The organism is Psychromonas arctica DSM 14288 (assembly GCF_000482725.1).
GTDB lineage: Bacteria > Pseudomonadota > Gammaproteobacteria > Enterobacterales > Psychromonadaceae > Psychromonas > Psychromonas arctica.
Map to the genome: position 1 here is coordinate 329,878 of NZ_AXWP01000008.1, position 24,019 is coordinate 353,896.

A 24,019-nucleotide genomic window follows, 5' to 3' on the forward strand; every position below is an offset into this window, starting at 1 on the left:
GAATGATTTGGGAAAGCTCAACGGTGGGGAGTTGTAGCCATATTGAGTAAAGTTTTATTGTTGTTATCTGATATTGTTTACTTTAATGATTAAGGCTGAAATTTTGGTTACTGCTTTCTGTTTTAGCTCGTCTGCGCTCGCCCTGTCGGCGACCAAACTTTCTTTTATCAGAAAAGACCTATACCTACAAAGAACTCAAAGAAACTGACCACCGAATCACTTTCTGATCCAATTAATCAATTACTTCTATAACGCACCGGCTCTTGCAGGCCATCCATGGCCAGAACGAGCCTAAACCAAACATCCTGTTTGGGTTTGCTAAAAGCAATAAATGATTTGGGAAAGTTCAACGGTGGGGGGAGTTGTAGCCACATTGAGTAAGGTTTTATTGTAACTATCTGATATTGCTTGTTTCAATTGTTTTCGCTGCATTTCAAGTTCCAGGAGCAGGTTTTTCCTCTTGTAAGATGATTCAAAATGAAAGACTTGACCCCATTAGTTTGTGACCCCATTAGTTTGCTTGGGGGCCAGCACTTTTGTGTTTGATTGTTGAACCTCATTTGCGGGAATAGCACATCTTATTCAGGTTCCATTTTTAGATTACGTTGAATCAAGCGATGATATCGAGACCTTTTTATTCAGCGAGTGATAGCATTTTCAATGCAGCACCTCTTGGCTTACTGTCTCCTTGTTCCCATTTTTTTACTAACTTATCACTCACATTAAAATAACGAGCAAAGACGGGTTGAGAAAGTTTATTTTTAAGCCTAAGTGCTCGAACTTGATCTGGTGTAAACTCATGCACACTAGTTAAACAAAGTGCATCAAACTTACGCATAGTGGTTTTATCTATCGAACCAGATTTCTGTAGGCCTTTAGCTGTTTTATGTACTGCTTTTAAAATATCACTCATCGTTTTCTACCTTAATAAGTTCGCCATCATTTACAAGTTGGTTTAGCTCATTCTGATCAAACCCTAGAAACTCTTTAGCTAACTCTTTTAGTGCTAATTTCTCTTTAGAATTAATATTCGCTTTGTCACTCTTGGCAAAGACATATACCCGTGATCAATGAAGATGCTTGATTTTTAGCTTAATGAGGATCATGCTACCTCAATGCAAAAAATAAACCTCACTTCTGACCAAAAGCATAAATTAATGCAGTTACATCACGAAACTCGTGATAAGCGTGTTTGTGATCGTATTAAAGCCATTATCCACCATTCAAATGGGTGGTCTACTAGTCAGATTGCGGAAGCTTTACTCATTCATGAGACAAGTGTTAATCGACACATCAATGAATATCTTGCGACGGGCAAATTAAAACCTGAAAATGGTGGCTCTCACGGTTATTTATCTGTTGCTCAAACAGAATCTTTGATACTTCATTTATCCAATAATACTTATCGATATTCTTACCAAATCATTGATTACGTTTTCGATACTTGGAATATCTCATTTAGTGTTTCTGGACTGAATAAATGGTTGCATCAGCATAAATTTAGTTACAAATATCCAAAAGGTGTTCCTCATAAATTTGATGCCGATAAACAAGCTGAATTTATCGAGTATTACAAACAACTCAAAGCTACCGCAGGTAACTCACCTATTTTGTTTATGGATGCAATGCATCCAACTCAGGCGACTAAAGTAGCATGTGGGTGGATCCAAACTGGCCAAGATAAAAGTATTGAGACAACCGGAAGTCGAACACGATTAAATATTATTGGCGCTATTAACTTAAGCGAAATTGGTTCGGCGATTGTTAAACGTTATGAAAAAGTAAATAGTGATTATATTAATATTTTCTTAGCAGAATTGAGGGCACAACATCCGCCGGATCTGAGTATTCATTTGGTACTCGATGGCGCAGCTTATCATCGGTCAAATATAGTAAAAAACAAAGCGAATGAGCTTAATATTCAACTTCATTATTTACCACCTTACAGCCCCAATTTGAATCCAATAGAGCGACTGTGGAAAGTAATGAATGAACATGTGAGAAATAATAAATATTTTTCTAGTGCCCAAGAATTTCGAGAACAGATTGATCAGTTTTTTGAAAGTAAACTTCCTGAGATAGGAGACTCATTATCGAGTCGAATTAATGACAACTTTCAAAAGCTAACGCCTGCATCTTGAAGTGGGATGGGTATATAGTGATTGCAGTTAATGCATTAATGGCTTTGCCTTTTGTATTAAAGAGTTTGTCATTACCTATGTTACATAATGCTCAAAAATATGAATTATTATGTGCGAGCATAGGTGTATTTTGGTGGCATCGTTTTTATTGGGTTGAATGGAAAGCGTTACGACGACCTATTTTACAAGCGCTGTGTTTAAGCTTTGTGCTGTCCGTGGGTGATTTAAGTGCGATTGCATTATTTGGTAGCCATAACTTTAGTACTTTACCTTTATATCTTTTCCAATTATTAGGCAGTTATCAAATGCAATCAGCAGCTGTCATTGCGTTGGTGCTATTGGTGTTGAGTGTGGGTGTTTTTATAGTGGTGGAATATCTATTTAAAGAAAGAAGAACTCAACATGATTAAATTTACAGACGTTAATTATCATTATAAACAGCAAAGCTTTCATTTTGATTTAGAGGTTGAAGCCGGCAGTGTAGTCGCTATTCTTGGGCCAAGTGGAGCCGGTAAAAGCACGCTTTTAAATTTATTGGCGGGTTTTATTACACCAGTGCAAGGAGAGATCAAAATAAATAACAGTTCAATCCTTAAGCAAGCACCGCATCAGCGACCACTTTCAATCTTGTTTCAGGATAATAATCTATTTACGCACCTTTCTGCCTATGAAAATATTGCATTAGGTTTACATCCTGGCTTAAAACTTAATGCTGAGCAAAAGTTACGTCTACATACTGTCAGCGAGCAAGTTGGTGTAGAGAGCTTATTAGATCGTTTGCCTGCTCAACTTTCTGGAGGGCAGCAACAACGTATCGCGTTAGCGCGTTGCTTTGTACAGGATAAACCTATCCTACTGCTAGATGAGCCTTTCTCTGCCTTAGATCCTGTGTTGCGAGTGGCAATGTTGAAGTCAGTTAAGTCATTGGCTAAATTACAAAATGTTACCGTGTTGATGGTCACTCATCATATTCATGATGCATTATCCGTAGCCTCTGACTTTGTTTTTATCGACCGAGGCACTGCCTTAGCCGTTGAAAAAATTACTTACCTCAATACGACTCATAACAATAAGCAACTAGTGTATTTTTTGAGCGCCGAAATGAATAGGTGATAGGATTTTTTCGGTATACTATTCAATCAATTTAGGCCATATTCTATTCATGAACAACGACTTATGGTGTCGCTTTAATGATTTTAGTTCTACTATTTGTATTAATTATAATGATTTCTCCCATGGAAGTGTCAGCTTTATTTACAACTTAATTGTAGGTAACTAATTATGGGTAATTACATGGTTGATATTTAAGCAATTGTTAAAGTTGGATCGTTACTTGCTCCTTTGTAGGTATATTGTTGTTTAACTATTCCCTATAAAACGTAAACAAGGGAAGTAAAGGAGTACTTTATGAAATTGAAATCAATGAAATCGATAGTGACATGCATGATTTTCTCAATTGCGAGCTTATTTAATATAGCGAATGCAAGTGTACTGACCGGGAACTTAAATGTGGATAATACATTTTCTGCATATTTAAGCACCGATGATAGCGTACAAGGTGCTTTATTAGTCTCTGGTAATGATTGGACTGTAACGGACACTTTTAGTACTAATTTAACGGCAGGAACAGACTATTACCTACATGTTAAAGCGCAAGACTGGGGCTATATAGCCGGATTTTTAGGTGATTTTAGTATAGATACTAATGATCACGTGTTTAACAACGGTTTGGCACAATTATTAACTAATAATGTTGATTGGAATGTAAGCACGACTGGTTGGAATAACTATACAACTGCTAGCACTAGTTTATTAGGTACCTCTTATAATGGAATCGGACCTTGGGGGTTAAGAAGTGGTGTTGATGCTAATGCAGATTGGATTTGGTCATCTGAATCTTATACTGATTTAAATGCTTATTTCTCAACCACAATTACAGCTGTAACGGCAGTACCTGCGCCATCAACAATGATTATCTTTGGTCTAGCGCTTATTGGCTTAGCATCACGTCGATTCAAAAAACAAGCTTAATTTAATAAGCTTAATTTATAAATTAAGCTTTACTCAAAAGCACCACTCGAAAGTTTGGTGCTTTATTGTTTTTAAGATTCAAAGATTCAAAGATTCAAAGATTCAAAGCTCCCTCTGTGCCATACCTGTTCTATGCTCGAATTATAATTTTCCTTGGTATTAACTCTAATCCCGTTTGATAACGTTTAGCTGATGCATTTAAACCTAGTTCCAGTGCACTGTCTGCAATCAGTTCGAATTGCTGTGCTAAAGAGTTAATTTTAATCGGTAAAAAGTCTAACAAGCGATTATCACCAAAGGTAGCTAGTTTGACTGTTTGCATGAGCGTTGGTTGCTCAATTAACACATCTAAAATACCTTCCAACATCGTATAAGAAGTCACAATAATGGCATCTGGTATTTTGTCTTCTGCTACCCATTGTTTAAAAGCGGCTTTGCCAGATTCACTATTAAAGTGCTCGCCATAAATAGAAGTACAGGTTATTCCTTGTTTTTCGGCTTGCGCTTTAAAACCTGCGTGACGTTGACGAGAGATATTTAATGTAGGTAAGGCGCCAATCAGGCCAATAGACTTTACATGCTCAGTGATCATGGATCCTGTTAATTCATAAGCACCATCAAAATCCTCACTGATCACACAACCAAAATATTCATCATCTAAGGCGCGGTCAAGGGCAATAATGGGCGTGCCTTGCTGTTGTATTTTCAAATAATATTCGCTGCCATCAGGCAATGAGCTCGCAACAAAAAGCGCATCAATACGACGACTCAATAATGCTTTTACTAAGTTCTTCTCTGTTTCTGGATCATCATCTGAACATCCAATCAGTATTTGATAACCTGCTTTACGAGAATTAGATTCGAGTAATTTGGCTAATTTTGTATAACTGCTGTTTTCAAGATCTGGAATGATCAGCCCAAAAGATCGGCTACTACCAGCACGCAGGGCTGACGCAGCATGGTCAGGACTATAATTGTGTTCATTAACAACCGCCATCACTCTCAGTTGCGTCTTTTCACTGATCCTATATTTCTTGGCTTTACCATTAATGACATAGCTTGCAGTGGTTTTTGATACGCCTGCTAATTTGGCAATATTATCTAATGTCATGGTTAAGATCCTTATTTATGTCGACAAGATCAAATTAATGCAAGTCTAATATGTTTAGTAGTTGCATTATATGCTGAATCGATTCACTATAAAAGCTGAAACGATTCAGTAAGACTTAAAGTTTGCAATAATTGAGACCAGCGTAACGTATTAATTATTATTTTATAAGCTTATTGAAAATTTTTTGAATGTTTTGCTGAATCGATTCAGTAAAGCGTTAATAGCGAATAATTCATTAATAGAGCGAGAGATTAAGACCGATGCTGACACTAACTAATAACGATATAACCTTACAACAAAGCGCAAGTGATAAAACCACTGCCATTAAAGCAATTGCTAAGCAACTGACTGATAACGGTTTAGTGGCGGAGCAATACGTGACTGGCATGCTTAACCGAGAAAAACAAAATTCAACATTTTTAGGTAATGGCATTGCGATTCCTCATGGCACAACAGATACACGAGATTTGGTGAATAAAACCGGTGTTGTGGTACATCATTTCCCTGAAGGGGTGAATTGGGGGGATGGAAATGTAGCTTATGTCGCAATTGGTATTGCTGCTAAGTCTGACGAACACTTAGGTATTTTAAAGCAATTAACTAAAGTGTTATCTGCTGATGATGTAGAAGGTAAATTAAAACAAGCTAAAACAAAAGATGACATCATCAAGTTATTAAATGGTGAAGTGCAGTTTGAAGCTGACTTCAACCCCACTTTAATACATTTAAATTTCCCAGCGACTGACATGATTCAAATGAGCGCTGTCGCAGGTGGCCTATTAAAAAATAGTGGTAGTGTAGAAAGTCAATTTGTTGCTGAGTTAGTCACAAAAGAGGTCACACATCTAGGTAATGGCTTGTGGTTAGTGAGTGGAGACCAAGGCGTTAAACGTTCTGCTATGTCTATTTTAACGACTAGCGAAGCCTGCGAATATAAAGGATTACCAGTGAAGGCCGTCATTGCTATTGCTGCTTGTAATGATTCACATCGTACGCTGTTAAACACCATTAGCCAGTTGGTGTTTGAGCAGCAACAAACAAAAATTTTCACCTCCACTGCCGCTGAATTAGTCGCTTTGTTCAACGGTTCAGTACAACAAGTCTCTGTTGATGGCGATAATGTCGCGACGTTCAAAATTCAAAATGCACACGGTTTACATGCTCGTCCTAGTGCAATGTTAGTGGCAACCGTTAAGAAATATAAATCAACAATTAAAGTATCAAATATTGATGGCGAAAATAAATTCGTTGATGCAAAAAGTCTGATGAAAGTGATTGGTTTAGGGGTTAAACACGGTAACTCATTACAATTTACCGCAGAGGGGCCTGATGCAAAAGAAGCGCTAGTAGGTATTGGTGAAGCGATTGCTTCTGGCCTGAGTGAGGGGTAAATCATGACTAATCAACATGCGATTGAAGATAATAAAGTGGTCACTATCACATTGAACCCTGCATTAGATTTAACAGGTAGTTTGGATACCTTAAATACTGGCTCGGTAAGTTTAGCAAATACTGGTTCATTACATGCAGCAGGTAAAGGCGTTAACGTTGCAAAAGTACTTTCTGATTTAGGTGCAGAGGTGACTGTCACTGGTTTTTTAGGGCGTGATAATGAAGCCTTGTTTTGTACCTTATTTAGCGAAATGAATGCTCAGGATAAGTTTATCCGTGTTGATGGTTCAACGCGTATTAATGTCAAACTAGTCGAAAAAAATGGCCAAGTGAGTGATATTAATTTCCCAGGTGTTGAAGTTTCTGAACAAGCTATTGGTGAATTTGAAACTGCTTTATTTAAGTTAGCTGAAACGCATCAGTTTTTTGTGCTTGCAGGTAGTTTACCTAAAGGTATTTCACCTGAACTGTGTGCAAGTTGGATAGAAAAGCTACATCAACTGGGTAAAAAAGTCATATTTGATAGTAGCCGCGCTGCGTTAGCTGCTGGTTTAGATGCACACCCATGGTTAATTAAACCCAATGATGAAGAGCTATCAGAATTTATCGGACGTGAATTGAATACGCCTAAAGCTTGCCAACAAGCGGCACAGGATCTGGCCAGCAAGGGTATTCAAAATATCGTTGTGTCATTGGGCTCAAAAGGAGTGATGTGGTTAGACAGCACTGCGCAAGATGAGCCAAAAAACCAACACAGCCAAAATGACCAAAACAACACCTTGTGGCGCTACGCCCAACCACCAAAAATGAATGTTGTTAGTACTGTGGGAGCTGGAGATACGTTAGTAGCAGGTTTTTGTTGGGGACACATGAAACAGTGGCAAGCAGAACAAACATTATCGTTTGCTACCGCGCTATCCGCTCTTGCTGTGACGCAAGTAGGCGTAGGTGTACCTAGTCTTGAAGCGGTAACGGAATTACAAAAAGAGATCACTCACAATAACCCTATTTCAACAAGCGTGTAAATACGCCAATAACTAATTTAAGGATTGAATATGAAAAATATAGCTATTGTAACTGCATGTCCAAGTGGCGTAGCAAACAGTATCATTGCTGCTGGTTTATTAAAGCAAGCAAGTGAAAAGTTAAACATTAATGCATCGATAGAGTGCCAATCAACGGTATTACCTGTTGAGCCTTTAACTGCTGCTGTTATTGCTGCTGCCGATGCGATTATTATCGCCACTAATAGTGATATCGATACGACACGTTTTGTTGGTAAAAAAGTCTACCAAGGTGCGATTGCTGATTGTACGGAAGATCCACAAGCCTGGTTGGGTAATGCAATTAATTCAGCTCAAGAGTTAACTGCTGCTAAAGCGAGTAAAGGTGCAATCGTTGCTTCAACTACTGCAATGAAGAGTTCTGACAGTAATAGTGCAAAGAAAATTGTTGCTATCACAGCTTGTCCAACGGGAGTTGCACATACCTTTATGGCTGCTGAAGCGTTAGAGAGTGAAGCTAAGCGCCAAGGGCATATTATTAAAGTAGAAACACGTGGGTCGGTAGGTGCAAAGAATCAATTAACGGATCAGGATGTTGCTGATGCGGATCTAGTGATTATTGCTGCTGATATCGAAGTACCACTTGAACGTTTTAATGGTAAACGTCTGTACAAAACAAGCACTAGTTTAGCACTTAAAAAAACCGAGCAAGAAATCACTAAAGCTTTTTCACAAGCTTCAGTTTTTCAAGCAAGCGGTAACGTAAACTCATCTCAAAGTGAAGAGAAGAAGGGCGTCTATAAACATCTTATGACAGGGGTTTCACATATGTTGCCTGTTGTTATTGCGGGTGGTTTGTTGATTGCGCTTTCGTTTGTATTTGGTATTGAAGCATTTAAAGAAAAAGGCACGATTGCTGCAACCTTGATGGATATTGGTGGCGGTGCTGCTTTTGCATTAATGATCCCCGTATTGGCTGGTTTTATTGCATTCTCGATTGCCGACCGCCCAGGTTTAGCACCGGGTTTAATTGGTGGTATGTTAGCAAGCCAACTTGGTGCAGGTTTCTTAGGGGGGATTGCAGCGGGTTTCATCGCAGGTTATGCAGCTAAATTTATTGCGGATAAAGTGTCATTGCCACAATCAATGGAAGCCCTTAAACCTATTCTGATCATTCCTTTTGTAGCGAGTCTATTCACTGGCTTAGTGATGATTTATATTGTCGGTGGTCCTGTTGCTAGCATTATGGCTGCACTTACTGAATTCCTAACTAATATGGGGTCAACTAATGCTGTTCTATTAGGAATAGTATTAGGCTGTATGATGTGTTTCGATTTAGGTGGTCCTGTTAATAAAGCGGCATACACATTTGGTGTAGGTCTATTAGCTTCTCAATCATACGGTCCAATGGCTGCTATTATGGCTGCCGGTATGGTGCCTGCGCTTGGCATGGGCTTAGCAACTTTCCTTGCGAAGAAAAAATTTATTGATAGTGAACGTGAAGCCGGAAAAGCATCATTTGTTTTAGGGTTATGCTTTATTTCTGAAGGTGCAATCCCATTTGCAGCAAAAGATCCGATGCGTGTTATTCCAAGTTGTATGGCTGGTGGTGCATTAACGGGTGGTTTATCTATGTTGTTCGGCGCACAGTTACTCGCTCCGCACGGTGGTTTATTTGTTCTGTTGATTCCAAATGCAATCTCACCGGTATTATTATACTTAGTGGCAATCGCAGCGGGTACAGCTGTAACAGGTTTCACCTATGCTTTCTTGAAAAATAAAGAAGAAGTAAAACAAGCTGTTGTAGTTTAAAACAAGCTTAAAAAATATAAGTGAGTTTTTAAATCACTCAATAAAAAGGGAGCTTACGATATTAGTCGTAAGCTCCCTTTTTATTTACAGGGGCTTTTATGATGAGTTTTAGCCCTAAACTTATCGCTTTATTGGTCTAGTATTGCAATATTCTTATCTGATACTAACGGACCCGTTTGATGCAGATATTCATTCTCATCATCTTGATTGTCATGTTCTGAAATGAAGTTAAGTAAACAGCTGCTGTAGTTCGCTTCAGCTTTAGCTAAGTGTTTACCATCATCACTACGAATTAAAATAGTATCTCCGGCTGAGAATTCACCGACCACTTCAACTATTTCATTACTCGTTAGCTGGTCACTATTTTCATGTAGAGGGTATTCAAATCCATCTCCAATAACAACTTCACCCTGTGCTCTTGATGTATGAGTCATCCAATGTAAATCTTCTTCCATTGGTTTTGCATAAGGTGCAAAAACAGTACCGGGGTTATTACCCAGTATTAACTGCTCAAAGGAGCTTTCTTTAAAGCCATTGATTATATAGGTAGTAAGACCATGTGATGTTGCTTTTTCAGCTGCTTCTATTTTAGTTTGCATACCGCCAGTACCAACGCTGCTATGTGCGCCACCGGCCATATCGTAAATGCTTTGATCGATAGCACTCACGTTTTTAATCATCACCGCATCGTCATTAGTATGTGGGTTTTTATTATATAAGCCGTCAATGTCAGAACATATGATTAATGCGTCTGCATCTGCCGCCGCTGCAACCATTGCTGATAAATTATCGTTATCACCCACTTTTAATGCATCTGTTGTTACTACGTCATTTTCATTAACAACGGGTAAAATGCCATGTTCGAGCAATGCGAAGATAGTTTCACGCACACTGTCATATCTCTCTCTATCTTGGAAATCACCATGCGTTAAAAGAATTTGTGCTGAAGGGAAATCAAAGAAACGATCCCATGCTGCCATCATTTCATTTTGACCTGCTGCGGCCATTGCTTTTTTTATTGGGAGAGATGGGTTTTCTATTTCACCGAAAAAGTGTGCGCCAGCTGCAACTGAACCTGAAGAGACAAGAATAACTTCAATGCCCATATCTCTGCACTGTAATATAAATTTGGCGATATGTAATAAGTAGCGTGAACTACAACCTTTTCTCTCTGGTGCAATGAGTGCGCTACCGACTTTAAGTACAATTCGATTCCATTTATGATTTTTCATATTTTCTCTTTTAACTTTACTGCATTACTCTTTTTATAAATGTGCAACATCAATCGCAAGAGTAAGAAGCGATTTGTCGCATTGAAAATTTTATAGTTATTTTTAGTTTGGAAAAGTGCTGGATCTTGGTGGGGGAAGCGTGGTTGATATATTATAACTTCTCAATAGAGTCATTATTCTATGTCCTGCCTTACTAAGTTGATTTAAAGGTTACTCAGATGAAGTAATTCCATATGATTTGTGTAGTGTATCACAAAATTATGCTTATATTTTGTTTGATTTTTGTTTGAATTAAATACATTTATTCCTAAATATGCTGCTTTTACACTAATCATGGGCCTGTGAGGCTATTTTTGTATTTTAAAAATCATTCTAAATTTTATTTTTTATTGATATAACTCAAAACATTTTTATCTCTAATATCATCTACCTGTAATAATCTTTTTAAGTCCCCACTTTATTCGCTATCTGTGTTTTAACTACCCCTCTTTCTAGCTAGCAGCTTTATCTTACGTTCTATTGATGTTACTTTGATTTGTTTTGACTATTAATTTAATTGAAATTAACAATTTTACCTATCAATCGATTTGCTACACAATGCTTTCCATGGACTCGCAGAACGAGCCCAATTAATGTAACTAACTCACTTAATAGGAATAATAAAATGATCAATTCTAAACTTAAACCATTTAACGCGACTGCATTTAAACAAGGTGAATTCGTAGAGATTTCTGAGAAAGACGTACTAGGTAAATGGTCTATCTTTTTCTTCTACCCAGCTGACTTTACGTTTGTTTGTCCTACTGAGTTAGGCGATGTTGCTGACCATTACGAAGAATTACAAAAACGTGGTGTAGAAGTTTTCTCTGTATCAACTGATACGCACTTCACCCACAAAGCATGGCACGATAGTTCAGACACAATTGGTAAAATTAACTACTTCATGGTTGGTGACCAATCAGGCGCTATCACAAATAACTTCGGTATGATGCGTGAAGGTCAAGGCCTTGCAAACCGTGGTACGTTCTTGATGGATCCAGAAGGTGTTGTGCAAGCACTAGAAGTTACTGCTGAAGGTGTTGGTCGTGATGCTGAAGACCTAATGCGCAAAGTGAAAGCGGCGCAATATGTTGCTGCACACCCAGGTGAAGTATGTCCTGCTAAATGGAAAGAAGGTGAAGCAACGTTAGCACCTTCATTAGACCTAGTAGGTAAAATCTAAGTCTACAGAGCTAAACCTAAAAGCTAAGTAACCTATACGTTGCTTAGTAATAATAGACCTTAGTCCTATCGACTGAGGTCATTTAAAAATAGATTTTTATAAAGCCTTGTTGACCAGAGAGTCGATTTTTAAATTAACCAAAATTGCTCATTACGTTTTTAACTAAACGTAAATAAATACAGCCCAAAAATATAAAGGTGACATTATGTTAGATCAAAATATGAAAACCCAGCTTAAAGCTTACCTAGAAAACTTAAAAACAGACGTACAATTAGTATTAAGCCTTGATGACAGTGAAACGGCAACAAAATTACACTCGTTAGCAACTGATATTGCTTCATTACACGATAAAATTACTGTGATTGAAGATGCCGCTGCAAGTGAACGTAAACCTATTATGCAAGTGGTTAATCCAGCTAAAAACACCGCTATCGGTTTTGCTGGTTTACCAATGGGTCATGAATTCACATCATTAGTGCTGGCTCTGTTACATAGCGGTGGTCACCCTATGAAAATTGACTCAGAAGTGATCGAGCAAGTAAGAAACTTAGAAGGTGAGTTCAACTTTGAAGTGTTTATTTCTTTAAGCTGTCAAAACTGTCCTGATGTTGTACAAGCATTAAATATGATGGCTGCGATTAATCCAAAGATTAGCACAACCATGATTGACGGTGGAGCCTTCCAAGCTGAAGTCGCTGAACGTAATATTATGGCAGTACCCAGTGTATTTTTAAACGGTGAAGTTTTTACCCAAGGCCGTATTACATTAAGCGAAATATTAAGCAAAGTTGATACAGGAGCAGCTAAGAAAAAAGCCGCGGTATTGAATGAGAAACAACCCTATGAAATATTAGTTGTAGGCGGTGGACCTGCGGGTGCATCAGCTGCCATTTATGCCGCACGTAAAGGTATTCGTACTGGCGTCGTTGCTGAACGTTTTGGCGGACAAGTCATGGATACAATGGCGATTGAGAACTTCATCTCAGTAAAAGAGACACAAGGCCCTAAATTAGCTGCTGCACTTGAAGAGCATGTAAAAGAATACGACGTTGATATTATGAATGAGCAACGTGCCAGTGCAGTTGTTGCTGCTGAAAAAACAGAAGATGGTTACATTCATGTCGAGCTTGAAAGCGGTGCAATATTGAAAAGCCGAAGCGTCATTTTATCGACTGGTGCGCGCTGGAGAAAAATGAACGTACCCGGTGAAGAGCAATACAGTAATAAAGGCGTTGCTTACTGCCCACACTGTGACGGCCCATTATTTAAAGGCAAAAAAGTAGCGGTAATTGGTGGCGGTAACTCAGGTATTGAAGCAGCTATCGATTTAGCAGGGTTAGTTGAGCATGTAACAGTATTAGAGTTTGCAGATACACTACGAGCAGATCAGGTACTTGTAAACAAAGCAAACAGTCTGGCTAACGTGACTATTATTAAAAGTGCACAAACAACAGAGGTCATTGGAGATGGTACTCGTGTGACTGCTCTCAACTATGTCGACCGTGTGAGTGGTGAAGAAAACCAAATTGAGCTTGCTGGGATCTTTGTGCAAATCGGTTTAGTACCAAATAGTGATTTCTTAAAAGACAGCGGTGTTGCTTTATCTGCTCGTGGTGAAATTGAAGTGAATGCTAAAGGGGAAACATCGTTACCGGGTGTATTTGCTGCAGGTGATGTAACAACCGTACCTTATAAGCAAATTATTATTGCGATGGGCGAGGGTTCAAAAGCGAGCTTAAGTGCTTTTGACCATTTAATTAGAACACCTGTGCCTTTCTCAAAATCGGAACAAGTTGCTTAAGTTATGTCTTATGATTAAGTTAAAGTTATTAGATAATTTTAACTATAAATAATTAAAATCAAGTGAGTGTGTCTCCTGTTATTGTGCGGGTTACACGCTCTTTTTTTGTTTATTCGCCTTTGAATTTAAGTTGTTAATTAATACGTTCAATCATCATTTACATAAACAGATATAAGTTCTACTACTAATTTTTCTACTTGTAATTGGTATGATTTTTTATAATAAATTGGTATGTATTAATATTTAATATTGGCTATTAATCATCATTTGGTTATTCTTTTGATAAGCTTATTATAAAAAGAGTCTCATCTTTTTGAGGTAATTATATGTTAATCTTAAATAAATTAGGGGTACCTTTTGCCTTCTTGTTCTTATCTCATGTTGTCTTTGCGGGAGATAATGAAAAAATTAATGCCCACTCATGTGCGCAGATTGATAATAAAATTGCTAAAGTTAAAACTGCAATGGAAAATCGTTATAGTGAAAAAAGAGGGCAGTCTTTAAGAGCAAAGTTAAAAGGCTTACAAAAACAAAAAACGTATTGTAAAAGGAAAAATTTTTCTACATCTTAAATGAATATAGATTATGGGTAATCTACATAACTTATTTTTATTTTATTAAGCCATTATATTTAATTAGGAGAGTATTTTGAATCAATTACTAAATATTATCATCTGTATCTTATTACCACCTTTGGCTGTTTTTCTAAAATTTGGACTAGGGAAAGATTTTATTATTAATCTTGTTCTTAGTATTTTCTTTTTTGTACCCGGCATTATTCATGCGTTATGGCTTACAACCAGATAAAGTGTTTTTAGGTAATAAAAGAAGTGCAAAAAAGCCATAAATAGGACCATTTATGGCTTTTTTATAGTACTTTTTTGATGCTTTCTAATCAGAACAGACAATGTGTTCTGAATATAATTGTTGTTCATCTGCTGTTTTAGTTGTCGCTTGCCGTCCAGCTAAAAAACTCTTTAAATATCCCATAGCAGCATAAAATATGACGGTATAGCCTAATACCTCCAACCCTTCCTCTACCACGCGTTTTATAAGGCGCTCATAATCGGGACCTAAAATGCCTTGCCATAATTCACCCATTCCAAAAATACGTGAAAAGACCAGTAATAATGTCATGCCAATGCTTAAACTAATAAAGTGTCGACTTTGTACGAATCTAGCGAAGGCGCTTAATGTCTTTTCAGGGGCTTTTAAAGCATGGATAATCGACAATAAAGCAACCAACGTAGCAGGGTAAACCCAAAAGCCGTGTTGAATAGTATCCAGTAAACCATCAAGTTCCCGAATTAACATACAGGCAAAAAAGCCTGCAATAAGCACACTGAAATGTCTGACTGAAGGGTCTTTATAAGCGGTATAGGTAAAAGATAAGGTGGTACAAAATAATAAAGTTTCCTGTAAAAGCTCTGTTGCTGAATACTCAGAGATACCTTGATCTAAGTTGATCACACCGTGCTGCATATAAATAAGATCAAAGGCAAGAGCTAAAATAGGTAAGGTCACTAAAAGAGATAACAGTAAAAATTGTTGAAAGCCTTTTAGGATGATGCGTAAATCAGATGACATAGTTACTCCGCTAAAATAAAGTATGGTGTATTGTCCTTAATGCGAGATTCCGTTCTACTTTATTAATGAGACGCAATATTATATCTTCACAAACAAAAAATCACACTATTTAAATAATGAAAAAGTAAAGAGAAATAATTGTAATATGTGATTTTTGTTGTATTTTTTTGTGTGTCTTTTATTGTTAACTGTATTAGTTTTTGCTGGATTATTTGCTTGGATTATTTGCTTGGATTATTTGCTTGGATTATTTGCTTGGATTATTTGCTTGGATTATTTGCTTGGATTTATTGTTTAGTCTCAAACGGTAATATCTAATTACTTTAAAATAACTTACAACAATCGCTAACCCATTATAGATCATTGAGTTAGCGATCAATTGATAAGATTAACTTAGGTGTAAAAACTACTTAACCGTTAGTTTTACATCTGCATCTCTTAGTAGATAAAGTGCAATACAAGCCGCAAGCATAGGCCACGCAGCAAAAAATAATAGGTTATTGAAACCGTCAATGTAGCGAGGGAATGAAGAAAAAGTGGATGCAGCGTGCATTAATAAAATAATACCGTAAGTAAGGCGTTTTTTGATGCCAGCAACAAATGCAAGAACTAACAACAGTTGTAGTGCGCCAAGAATATAAAAGATGGTATCACTTACTCCATTGATACCATAAAATGCTTTCATAACCAGCGCACTGTGTGCTGGATTGATAAATTTATCTAATGTCCACATAAAGAAAACGATAAAAATACCTAAGCGTAATGAAAAAAGTGACCACTGAAGGCGGTTTTGTAGGTTTGCTGAAACAGGTTGTGACATAGGGAAATCCTTAAAAATGTTAAACGGTTTAATACAGAACATATCAAGACCGTTGCCTATGTTGTTTTATTTCACAAATTTGTAATTAATTTTCAAATAATGACGCGTTAGTTCATAAATATCATTCGTGATGCTTTACAAAAAGCATTAATTTAGGCGCTTTTTGTGTTGCTTATCGTCATTAGCTTGATACTAGTAGCCAAAGAATCAGGATAAATTAAAGAGACTTTCAATGATCAAAATGTTCACAATATTAATACTACTTATTGCTGGTGGATACGCTTACTTTTTATATTCAAATAATGAATTGCCTCTTATTACTGCTAACACTCCAAGTGTTTCCATTGATGACAAAATAAAATGTACGACTAAAGAAGGCCGAATTTTATACGGGAAAGTTCCTGATGGTGTGATTTGTGAGCGCCTTGAGTCAGTAAAAGGATCGATTATTATTTTGCCAAGTGAAACTAAAAGTGAACGTAAAGCTTCTATTAATTTATTTAATAAAAAAAGTGAACTAGCAAATTCAAAATACCGATGTGATGGTCGAACCTATTGCAGTGAAATGCGTTCAAAAGCGGAAGCGATCTTTTTCATAGAGAACTGCCCAAATACCAAAATGGACGGTGACCACGACGGCGAGCCCTGTGAAAGTGATTCTCGTTTTTAAATTCATTTATAGTCATTAACGAAGAGGAGGATTAATAGCTATAAATAATCTCAACTCGGATAAGGAAAAGTATTGATGAAAAATAGCATGCTTATGCTGTTAGCGCTGTTGCTTGCTGCGTGTGATAACCAAAGCCAACCTAATGGGGTTACTTCAGAGCCATTAGCCAAATATGAGCAGATAAAAGAAGCAGCTTACACAATCAGCATTTCGGCTAATAGCGAACAACGCCTGAGTGATGCTTTTAAAGATAAGCGTTCAGATTTACAGATTGCTGGTAAAGGAACAGTGGTGAAACTACTTACTGATGACCTAAAAGGTTCTCAGCATCAACGTTTTATTATAAAAACGAATACTGGGCAAACATTACTGGTCGCACATAATATAGATTTAGCGCCAAGAATAAACACTCTAAAAGTCGGTGATAGCATTGAATTTTATGGTGAATATGAATGGAATAAACATGGTGGTGTGATGCATTGGACACATAAAGATCCTAAGCAACGTCATATCGATGGGTGGTTAAGGCATGCTGGTCTAGTTTATCAATAACAACAAAAGTGCCGTTAAACTTAAAATGAGCTCAGCATTCGAGCTCATTAATTTGCCTTAAAAGTTGTTTATCGCTGTTAAGGCAAGTGATCACTAATATTAGTTTAGCGTTTGATCGATGATTGGCGACGACGGCCTTTTTGCGCTTTTTTCGGTGCGTGTGCAGCGTTTGAATCAGGCACAACCAACTTCGCTTCAAAGCCTTCAATCACTTCACGGTTAATGAAGTAACCTAAATGACGTTCGATAGCACATAGGTTTCTAAAGTCATCACGCGATACCAATGAAATAGCTTCACCTTCAGCGCCAGCACGACCAGTACGACCAATACGATGTACATAATCTTCGGCTTCATCAGGTAAGTCGTAGTTAATTACACGTTCTAAATCATCAATATCAATACCACGAGCAGCGATACCCGTTGCTACTAAGAACTGAATTTTTCCCTCTTTAAAGTCTGCCATTAACTGCTCACGCACCGCTTGGCTTCGTCCACTATGGAATGATTCTGCTGCAATCTCTCGCTTTTCTAACTGACTGACTAGTTTAGCGGCACCACGTTTAGTTTCGATGAATATCAAGGCTTGTTGCCATTTATTCTCATGGATCAAATGGCTTAATAATGCCGATTTAAACTCTTTATCGACAGTGATCAAACGCTGGGCAATTTTAGGAACAGTAACATTTTCTGGTGCAATTGATATCTCTACCGCATCGGTCACAGCTGTTCTTGCTAAAAAGCGTACTTGCTTTGATAAAGTCGCTGAAAATAACAGGTTTTGACGTTGTTCAGGCAACTTCTCAACGATTTTATTAATATCTGCGATGAAACCCATGTCTAACATGCGATCCGCTTCATCAATCACTAGAATAGAGGTTTCATCAAAGTGAATGGCACGACGTGTGTACATATCTAACAAACGACCAGGGGTCGCTACTAAAATATCAACACCTTCAATCAAGCTTTGCTTTTGTGGTTCAACATCCACGCCACCATACATAGCCATCGAAGTAATATTAAGGTGCTTGGCATAAAGTTGAATATTGGCTTCCACTTGAATAGCTAGCTCACGCGTCGGTGTTAAAATCATAGCGTGAACACGTTTAGGGCGAACTAAAGGCGCATCAATTAATTTTTGTAATATCGGTAAAACAAAACTCGCTGTTTTGCCGGTACCTGTTTGAGCGGCAGCAATTAGGTTTTTGCCTTTTAATACAACAGGGATTGCTTTTTCTTGGATAGGAGTTGGCGTTGTATAACCTTGTTCAGTTACGGCTTGTACAATTGGATCACTTAATCCAAGGGATGAAAATGTCATTTTTTGTCTCTACTTATCAAGTTAAAATGGTATAAAACGGCCACATTTTTACATAAGCAAAGTATCAAGCGTATCTCACTGTCGCTAACGCTAAACGGTGATGTGCATAACAAAGATGGAAAAGTGACAGGTTTTATGAATTATTCGGTTTTATTTGTTGTTTCTTTCTTTATTTCTTTTTTTATTACAACCTCAAATCAGAAGCGCTGAATACAACGGCTGATTTGAGGTTTTATCTTCTATTGCAGGTTTAAGCTTAATTTTTTAGCTTCTGCCTGACTTGCTAGGTATTCATTATAAGTACCTTGGAAATCAATTACTTTTTGATCTTTAATATCAAGAATACGCGTCGCTAATGAAGATACAAATTCACGGTCATGGCTGACAAAAATCAACGTGCCTTTAAAGTCTTTTAATGCGTTATTTAATGCATCAATTGCTTCTAAATCCATGTGATTAGTGGGTTCATCCATTACTAAAACGTTAACATCTTGCATCATTAACTTGCCGAATAATAAACGGTTTTTCTCTCCACCAGAACAGTTACGTGCTTTTTTATTCGCATCATCATCGGTAAATAATAAACGACCTAACATACCGCGTACGATTAAATCGCTGTGTTTGCTAGTGCGCCATTGACCCATCCAATCCATCAAGGTTAAATCATTATCAAAATCATCAGTGCTGTCTTGTGGGCAGTAGCCGATAGACGCATTTTCAGACCATTTAACAACACCTTCGTTATGTTCAAGGTCATTCACTAAACAACGCATAAAGGTTGTTTTACCCACACCATTTTCGCCGATAATAGCCAGTTTAGCACCGGCTTCTAAAATAAGATCACCACCGCTAAATAATGGACCTTCTTCAAATCCATGACCTAAACCTTCCAATACTAACGCTTGGCGATGCATTTTTTTACCTTCATCAAAAGATAAAGAAGGGTGCATACGGCTTGTAGATTTTACTTCATCAAGTTTGATTTTATCCATCTTTTTAGCGCGTGAACTTGCTTGTTTTGCTTTAGAAGCATTAGCACCAAAACGGTTTACAAAGTCTTGTAATTCATCGATTTCTGCACTTTTCTTAGCATTTTCAGATAATAACTGTTCACGGATCAATGAAGATGCTTCAAGGAAGTATTCGTAGTTACCTGGGTAAATACGTAATTCACCGTAATCGATATCAGCCATGTGCGTACACACAGAGTTTAAGAAATGACGGTCATGCGAGATGATAACCATAGTACAACGGCGTTTATTCAACTCTTCAGATAACCAGTTAATGGTATTAATGTCCAAGTTATTGGTTGGCTCATCTAATAACAATAAATCTGGGTTTGCGAATAGGGCTTGTGCTAATAGAACACGTAGCTTCCAGCCCGGTGCCACTTGTTTCATTAATCCAAAGTGAAACTCTTCTTCGATACCAGCGGCTAATAAAATATCACCGGCACGGCTTTCAGCAGTGTAACCATCCATTTCAGCAAACTCACTTTCAAGTTCACCTACTTTCATGCCATCTTCTTCTGTCATTTCTGGTAAGTTATAAATACGGTCACGCTCTTGCTTGATTTTCCACAGCGGTTTGTCACCCATAATAACGGCGTCAATTACTGTGTATTCTTCAAAAGCAAACTGGTCTTGGCTCAAAGTACCGACTTTAACACCCGGATCTAATGATACATTACCTGAGCTAGGTTCTTGAGCACCAGTCAGAATCTTCATAAACGTTGATTTTCCGCAACCATTGGCACCAATCAAACCGTAGCGGTTGTAGTGTCCAAATTTGGCTGAAATATTTTCAAATAAAGGCTCGGCGCCAAATTGCATTGTAATGTTTGCGGTAGATATCAAAGTCAAGATTCCATCAGTTTAGAGCAGCACTTATTCACCTAAAAGTGATTAACAGCGTTGCAGAAATAATAAGGTCGCGAAGTATACAGATTAAGCAATTAAAATGTCGAATTATGTGAGTAAAAGCAGGTTATTTTTTGTTTTATTTTTAATCAGCTGAAGATGCTAATAAATTATTAAGACAAAGTGATCACGGTGAGGTGTTGTTTATTGTTATTTTAAAGTTGTTTCTGATTTTTATGGCTGTCTGTTTGTATATAAATTGTTTGGCATTTTAAAAAGAGGGGATTGCTGTTGTGACGAGATGGTATTGAAGTGTATTTTATTTCGCAACTGTTTTATTTCACAACAAAACTTAAAAATAAGCTCTAAAAAGAAAAAGTAAGTGAGCAACACGGTCATAGCGTGTTAATCACTTACTTTATTAAGGTTAGTTATAAATTGGGCTTATAACCCTTGTTGGTATTGTGCGTTAGTTGACACGGTTACCATACCTGTCACAGTTGCAGCTGCTTGTTGATCACCTGCTAAGAAATCCTCAAAATGCTTAATTAATTGCGCTTTATCCTGCTTCTCTTTTGAACCTGAACCAATATCCGTTAGGTCGATAAAGAACTCATCAAATAAGTCCGAAAAGTCTCTTACTGCATCAAAATTCAAGAACTGCTCGTGGTTGTAAATACTTGGATAACCACCTAGTTGCTTATCAACGGCAAATGAAATGCCTTTGACATTAGTGATGGTAGTTGCTTTTTGACACTTCAACATACAGCCATCTTCAATGCTTGGTTTGTTACAACCTACTGTTTGCTGGAAGAAACATTGGCGACTTGTCATCATTAAAATAGGATGGTAAATACTGTACAACATTTTAAAATTGGCAGGACGTTTGATATTTTTGATTTGGTTACGGTTGATCTCATTAGAAATAAACGCACCTGCACAATTAAGCTCTTCTTGCATGGTTAACAATGCATAAGAGTTGGTGGTGTTTAAAAATGGACCTGCGATCCACTCTATTCCCATTTCAAACGCTTTATAAGCGATGCCCGTATTGTTGGTTACGATACGTTCAGGTTTTAATTCTTCTAAAATACGCACCGCTTCAATGTAATCTTTACCAATTAATACCGCTGGAAACCAAGGAATAAAGCGCGGATTACGCACTAAAATATCACGTTGTTTGTTACAGCGTTTTTTAAAGCTTTCCGGTAATTTGAAGTAGATATCTGCTTCGGTTAAGTCACCTAAGTGTGCATCTTTCTCATCGCTGATTAATATTGATAACGTTGGTTTTTCGTTTAATTTAGGGTGAGAAGCTAATGGCGGTAAAGTGACTGCGGGGATCACGTCTTTTTCACCATTAAGGTAGTAAGCGACTTTGTTTTTAACTTCAGTTAGCTCTTTAAATGGAATCGTTAAGCTATCAGCAAGTTGTGAAAAATCAAATTCAGCCACATTATAACGGCTGTTTTTAAAGCTTTTAAAACGTTTTGCAATTGCGTCTGATGTGACGGCTGATTGCTCTGAAGCAATCATTTTTGAGTTAGATTCTACAATAAAGGTTTTTTTATCAATCATGATAGTCACGGTGAACGGAGTATCTAATTGCCCTGAAAAGCTTAATGATAAATCACTTTTATCAATATTTAAGGTGGCTACTTTAGCTGCCACTTCATCAACGATTTTATTTTTATCATCGCGTAAGTCTTGTTGTACTTCTTGAATTTGTACTACTGAAATTGCATTATTTTTTTCATTAGCATGGGTAAAACTGTTATCGCGTGGATTGTCGATAAACATATCTTTAGTCAGGTTGCCTTTCAAAAACGAGTTAGTGAAATCACGGTTAAATACTTTGTATAAAGCAGAGTCATCGGCTAATAATTTACCGGTATCCACAAAAGTATTAATCTGCTGACGCCAGCTATCCACAACCGTATGCACGTATTGTGCACCTTTAATACGACCTTCAATTTTTAATGAGTCAACACCTGCTTCTACCAAATCAGGTAAATCAAACCACGCAGAGTTATCTTTTAAATTAAGTGGGAATTTATTACCTGCAGCAGTGACTTCATATTCATCACGGCAAGCTTGACTACAGCGACCACGGTTACCTGAGTTACCGACACTCACTGAGCTTGAATAACACTGACCTGAAAATGCGATACATAATGCACCGTGTACAAACACTTCGGTTAATACTTCGTTATCATGTGCTAAAGCAGTAAGCAGTTTGATTTCAGTTAAATTTAATTCACGTGATAAATTAGCGCGGGTTGCACCAATTTTAGCAAGGAATAAAATTTGCCCTTCATTGTGCGTTGTCAGCTGTGTTGATGCATGAATATGTAAGCTTGGGAAAAACTTTTTAACCAAGTTAAATAACCCTAAGTCCTGCACGATGATGCCATCGATACCGGTATTAACTAACTGGTTTAATAGTTTAGTGAGCGTTGGGATCTCATGCTCTAGGATTACGACATTAAGCGTTAAAAATACTTCACATTCATATTCATGTGCTAGCTTGATGATGCCGACTAAATCATCAAAGGATAGATTAGCGGCACGGTTACGAGCGTTAAAAATATCTAAACCGCAATAAATCGCGTTAGCACCTGCAATTATCGCCGCTTTAATTGCGTCAACATCACCACCAGGGGCTAATAATTCGATTTTTCTACTCATAACTTGTCACCATCTATTTAATTCATTTTTATTTTGAGGCGCGAGTTTACCCTTATCCATAGTGTTTTGCTATCGTGCAACGGGGGATAATAACTAAGCGTTTATTTTGTTGAATATTTAAAACCGCTTGCGATTGAAAGTAATTGAATAGGCACTTTATTATTCAGTGTTTGTTCAGTAGGTTTAGGGATAGACTGTTATCCCGTAACAGCCTGTTATTTATTATATTAAGAGACACGATTGTTATATTTTAAATTAATAGCGAAAAGTAACTTAAACGAAAAAGGATAATAAAATGATTGAAGTAGGCCAAAAATTACCAACTGCAACACTAAGCCAATTAACGTCTGAAGGTATGGTTCATCATGATGTTGCTGAATTATTTGCCGGTAAAAAAGTAGTGTTATTTGCTGTACCAGGCGCATTCACGCCAACTTGTTCTGAAGAGCATTTACCTGGTTATGTCGTACTTGCTGATAAATTCCAAGCAAAAGGGGTTGATTTAATTGCATGTGTTGCTGTGAATGACGCCTTTGTAATGAAAGCATGGGGTGAAGTACATAACGCGTCTGAATTATTAATGTTAGGTGACGGCGATGCAAGTTTTTCTAAAGCATTGGGGTTAACGATGGACACTGCAGGTTTCGGTGGCGTTCGTTCACAACGTTACGCAATGGTGATTGAAGATGACGTGGTTACGTTATTAAACGTTGAAGCTGCGGGTGAATTCGAAGCAAGTAAAGCTGAAACATTATTAGCTGCACTGTAAACCTATCTA

The 24,019-nt window shown here is 37.4% G+C and carries 21 protein-coding genes and 2 pseudogenes; 14 read left to right on the top strand and 9 right to left on the bottom strand.

Translation table 11 applies throughout. The features are described 5' to 3' along the window. Positions 1-634 precede the first annotated feature (634 nt). Positions 635-913, bottom strand: coding sequence for a helix-turn-helix domain-containing protein (locus H592_RS0103480; protein WP_028867536.1), 279 nt, complete (start codon positions 911-913; stop codon positions 635-637). Next, positions 906-1,049 (bottom strand): annotated as a pseudogene (locus H592_RS23500) (type II toxin-antitoxin system RelE/ParE family toxin); the annotation flags it as partial. The pseudogene H592_RS23500 and the gene H592_RS0103480, both read right to left, overlap by 8 nt. A 66-nt stretch (positions 1,050-1,115) precedes the next feature. Here H592_RS23500 and H592_RS0103485 point away from each other — a divergent pair. The 4 genes from H592_RS0103485 (at position 1,116) to H592_RS0103500 (ending at position 4,172) form a co-directional block, all read left to right on the top strand. Then, positions 1,116-2,141: an IS630 family transposase gene (locus H592_RS0103485; RefSeq protein WP_028867537.1), complete on the top strand. Its 1,026-nt coding sequence runs from the start codon at positions 1,116-1,118 to the stop codon at positions 2,139-2,141. Positions 2,142-2,158: 17 nt separating this feature from the next. Next, positions 2,159-2,551: an ABC transporter permease family protein gene (locus H592_RS0103490; protein WP_028867538.1), complete on the top strand. Its 393-nt coding sequence runs from the start codon at positions 2,159-2,161 to the stop codon at positions 2,549-2,551. Then, positions 2,544-3,254, top strand: a complete 711-nt coding sequence (gene thiQ, locus H592_RS0103495) for a thiamine ABC transporter ATP-binding protein (protein ID WP_028867539.1) — start codon at positions 2,544-2,546, stop codon at positions 3,252-3,254. The genes H592_RS0103490 and thiQ overlap by 8 nt, the downstream gene beginning before the upstream one ends. A gap of 294 nt (positions 3,255-3,548) precedes the next feature. Next, positions 3,549-4,172: a PEP-CTERM sorting domain-containing protein gene (locus H592_RS0103500; RefSeq protein ID WP_028867540.1), complete on the top strand. Its 624-nt coding sequence runs from the start codon at positions 3,549-3,551 to the stop codon at positions 4,170-4,172. Between the two features lie 130 nt (positions 4,173-4,302). Here the strand turns inward: H592_RS0103500 and cra are convergent, their stop codons facing one another. Next, positions 4,303-5,283, bottom strand: coding sequence for a catabolite repressor/activator (gene cra, locus H592_RS0103505; protein ID WP_028867541.1), 981 nt, complete (start codon positions 5,281-5,283; stop codon positions 4,303-4,305). A gap of 260 nt (positions 5,284-5,543) precedes the next feature. Here cra and fruB point away from each other — a divergent pair, with 260 nt between their 5' ends. From fruB to fruA, 3 genes are read left to right on the top strand one after another with little or no spacing between them, the layout of a single operon-like run. After that, positions 5,544-6,674, top strand: a complete 1,131-nt coding sequence (fruB, locus tag H592_RS0103510; protein ID WP_028867542.1) for a fused PTS fructose transporter subunit IIA/HPr protein — start codon at positions 5,544-5,546, stop codon at positions 6,672-6,674. 3 nt (positions 6,675-6,677) lie between these two features. Next, positions 6,678-7,700 carry a 1-phosphofructokinase gene (gene pfkB / locus H592_RS0103515; protein ID WP_028867543.1) on the top strand — a complete coding sequence of 341 codons (1,023 nt, stop codon included), beginning with the start codon at positions 6,678-6,680 and terminating at the stop codon, positions 7,698-7,700. 30 nt (positions 7,701-7,730) lie between these two features. Further along, the gene (gene fruA, locus H592_RS0103520; RefSeq protein WP_028867544.1) at positions 7,731-9,491 is read left to right on the top strand and encodes a PTS fructose transporter subunit IIBC; all 1,761 of its coding nucleotides are present in this window, start codon (positions 7,731-7,733) and stop codon (positions 9,489-9,491) included. Positions 9,492-9,619: 128 nt separating this feature from the next. On the opposite strand, the gene proB is transcribed toward fruA, so the two are convergent. Then, positions 9,620-10,723, bottom strand: a complete 1,104-nt coding sequence (gene proB, locus H592_RS0103525; protein ID WP_028867545.1) for a glutamate 5-kinase — start codon at positions 10,721-10,723, stop codon at positions 9,620-9,622. Between the two features lie 664 nt (positions 10,724-11,387). Between proB and ahpC the strand changes: the two genes are divergently transcribed. The 4 genes from ahpC to H592_RS23505 all read left to right on the top strand — a co-directional run bounded on the left by ahpC (position 11,388) and on the right by H592_RS23505 (position 14,553). Further along, positions 11,388-11,945, top strand: coding sequence for an alkyl hydroperoxide reductase subunit C (ahpC, locus tag H592_RS0103530; RefSeq protein ID WP_028867546.1), 558 nt, complete (start codon positions 11,388-11,390; stop codon positions 11,943-11,945). Between the two features lie 205 nt (positions 11,946-12,150). Beyond that, positions 12,151-13,746: an alkyl hydroperoxide reductase subunit F gene (gene ahpF, locus H592_RS0103535; RefSeq protein ID WP_028867547.1), complete on the top strand. Its 1,596-nt coding sequence runs from the start codon at positions 12,151-12,153 to the stop codon at positions 13,744-13,746. Positions 13,747-14,072: 326 nt separating this feature from the next. Next, entirely contained in the window at positions 14,073-14,318 is a 246-nt protein-coding gene (locus tag H592_RS0103540; RefSeq protein ID WP_028867548.1) for a hypothetical protein, read from the top strand. Between the two features lie 76 nt (positions 14,319-14,394). Next, positions 14,395-14,553, top strand: a complete 159-nt coding sequence (locus H592_RS23505) for a YqaE/Pmp3 family membrane protein (protein WP_037070811.1) — start codon at positions 14,395-14,397, stop codon at positions 14,551-14,553. A gap of 84 nt (positions 14,554-14,637) precedes the next feature. On the opposite strand, the gene H592_RS0103545 is transcribed toward H592_RS23505, so the two are convergent. Together H592_RS0103545 and H592_RS0103550 are read right to left on the bottom strand one after the other, a co-directional pair. After that, the gene (locus H592_RS0103545; protein ID WP_051368947.1) at positions 14,638-15,333 is read right to left on the bottom strand and encodes a hypothetical protein; all 696 of its coding nucleotides are present in this window, start codon (positions 15,331-15,333) and stop codon (positions 14,638-14,640) included. Between the two features lie 406 nt (positions 15,334-15,739). Beyond that, complete coding sequence (locus tag H592_RS0103550) at positions 15,740-16,153, bottom strand: hypothetical protein (protein ID WP_028867550.1); 414 nt, start codon at positions 16,151-16,153, stop codon at positions 15,740-15,742. A 532-nt stretch (positions 16,154-16,685) separates the two neighbouring features. On the opposite strand from H592_RS0103550, the pseudogene H592_RS24540 reads away from it, so the two are divergent. After that, positions 16,686-16,823, top strand: a pseudogene (locus H592_RS24540) (excalibur calcium-binding domain-containing protein); the annotation flags it as partial. Between the two features lie 75 nt (positions 16,824-16,898). After that, on the top strand, positions 16,899-17,375 hold the full coding sequence (locus H592_RS0103560; protein ID WP_245600357.1) for a DUF3465 domain-containing protein: 477 nt from the start codon (positions 16,899-16,901) through the stop codon (positions 17,373-17,375). Positions 17,376-17,479: 104 nt separating this feature from the next. On the opposite strand, the gene H592_RS0103565 is transcribed toward H592_RS0103560, so the two are convergent. From H592_RS0103565 to H592_RS0103575, 3 genes are all read right to left on the bottom strand, one after another. Next, positions 17,480-18,694, bottom strand: coding sequence for a DEAD/DEAH box helicase (locus tag H592_RS0103565; protein WP_028867553.1), 1,215 nt, complete (start codon positions 18,692-18,694; stop codon positions 17,480-17,482). A 239-nt stretch (positions 18,695-18,933) separates the two neighbouring features. After that, the gene (locus H592_RS0103570) at positions 18,934-20,550 is read right to left on the bottom strand and encodes an ABC-F family ATPase (RefSeq protein WP_084296186.1); all 1,617 of its coding nucleotides are present in this window, start codon (positions 20,548-20,550) and stop codon (positions 18,934-18,936) included. A 447-nt stretch (positions 20,551-20,997) separates the two neighbouring features. After that, on the bottom strand, positions 20,998-23,241 hold the full coding sequence (locus H592_RS0103575) for a peptidase U32 family protein (RefSeq protein ID WP_028867555.1): 2,244 nt from the start codon (positions 23,239-23,241) through the stop codon (positions 20,998-21,000). A gap of 295 nt (positions 23,242-23,536) precedes the next feature. Here H592_RS0103575 and H592_RS0103580 point away from each other — a divergent pair, with 295 nt between their 5' ends. Continuing rightward, positions 23,537-24,010, top strand: coding sequence for a peroxiredoxin (locus H592_RS0103580; protein WP_028867556.1), 474 nt, complete (start codon positions 23,537-23,539; stop codon positions 24,008-24,010). The last annotated feature ends 9 nt before the right edge of the window (positions 24,011-24,019 follow it).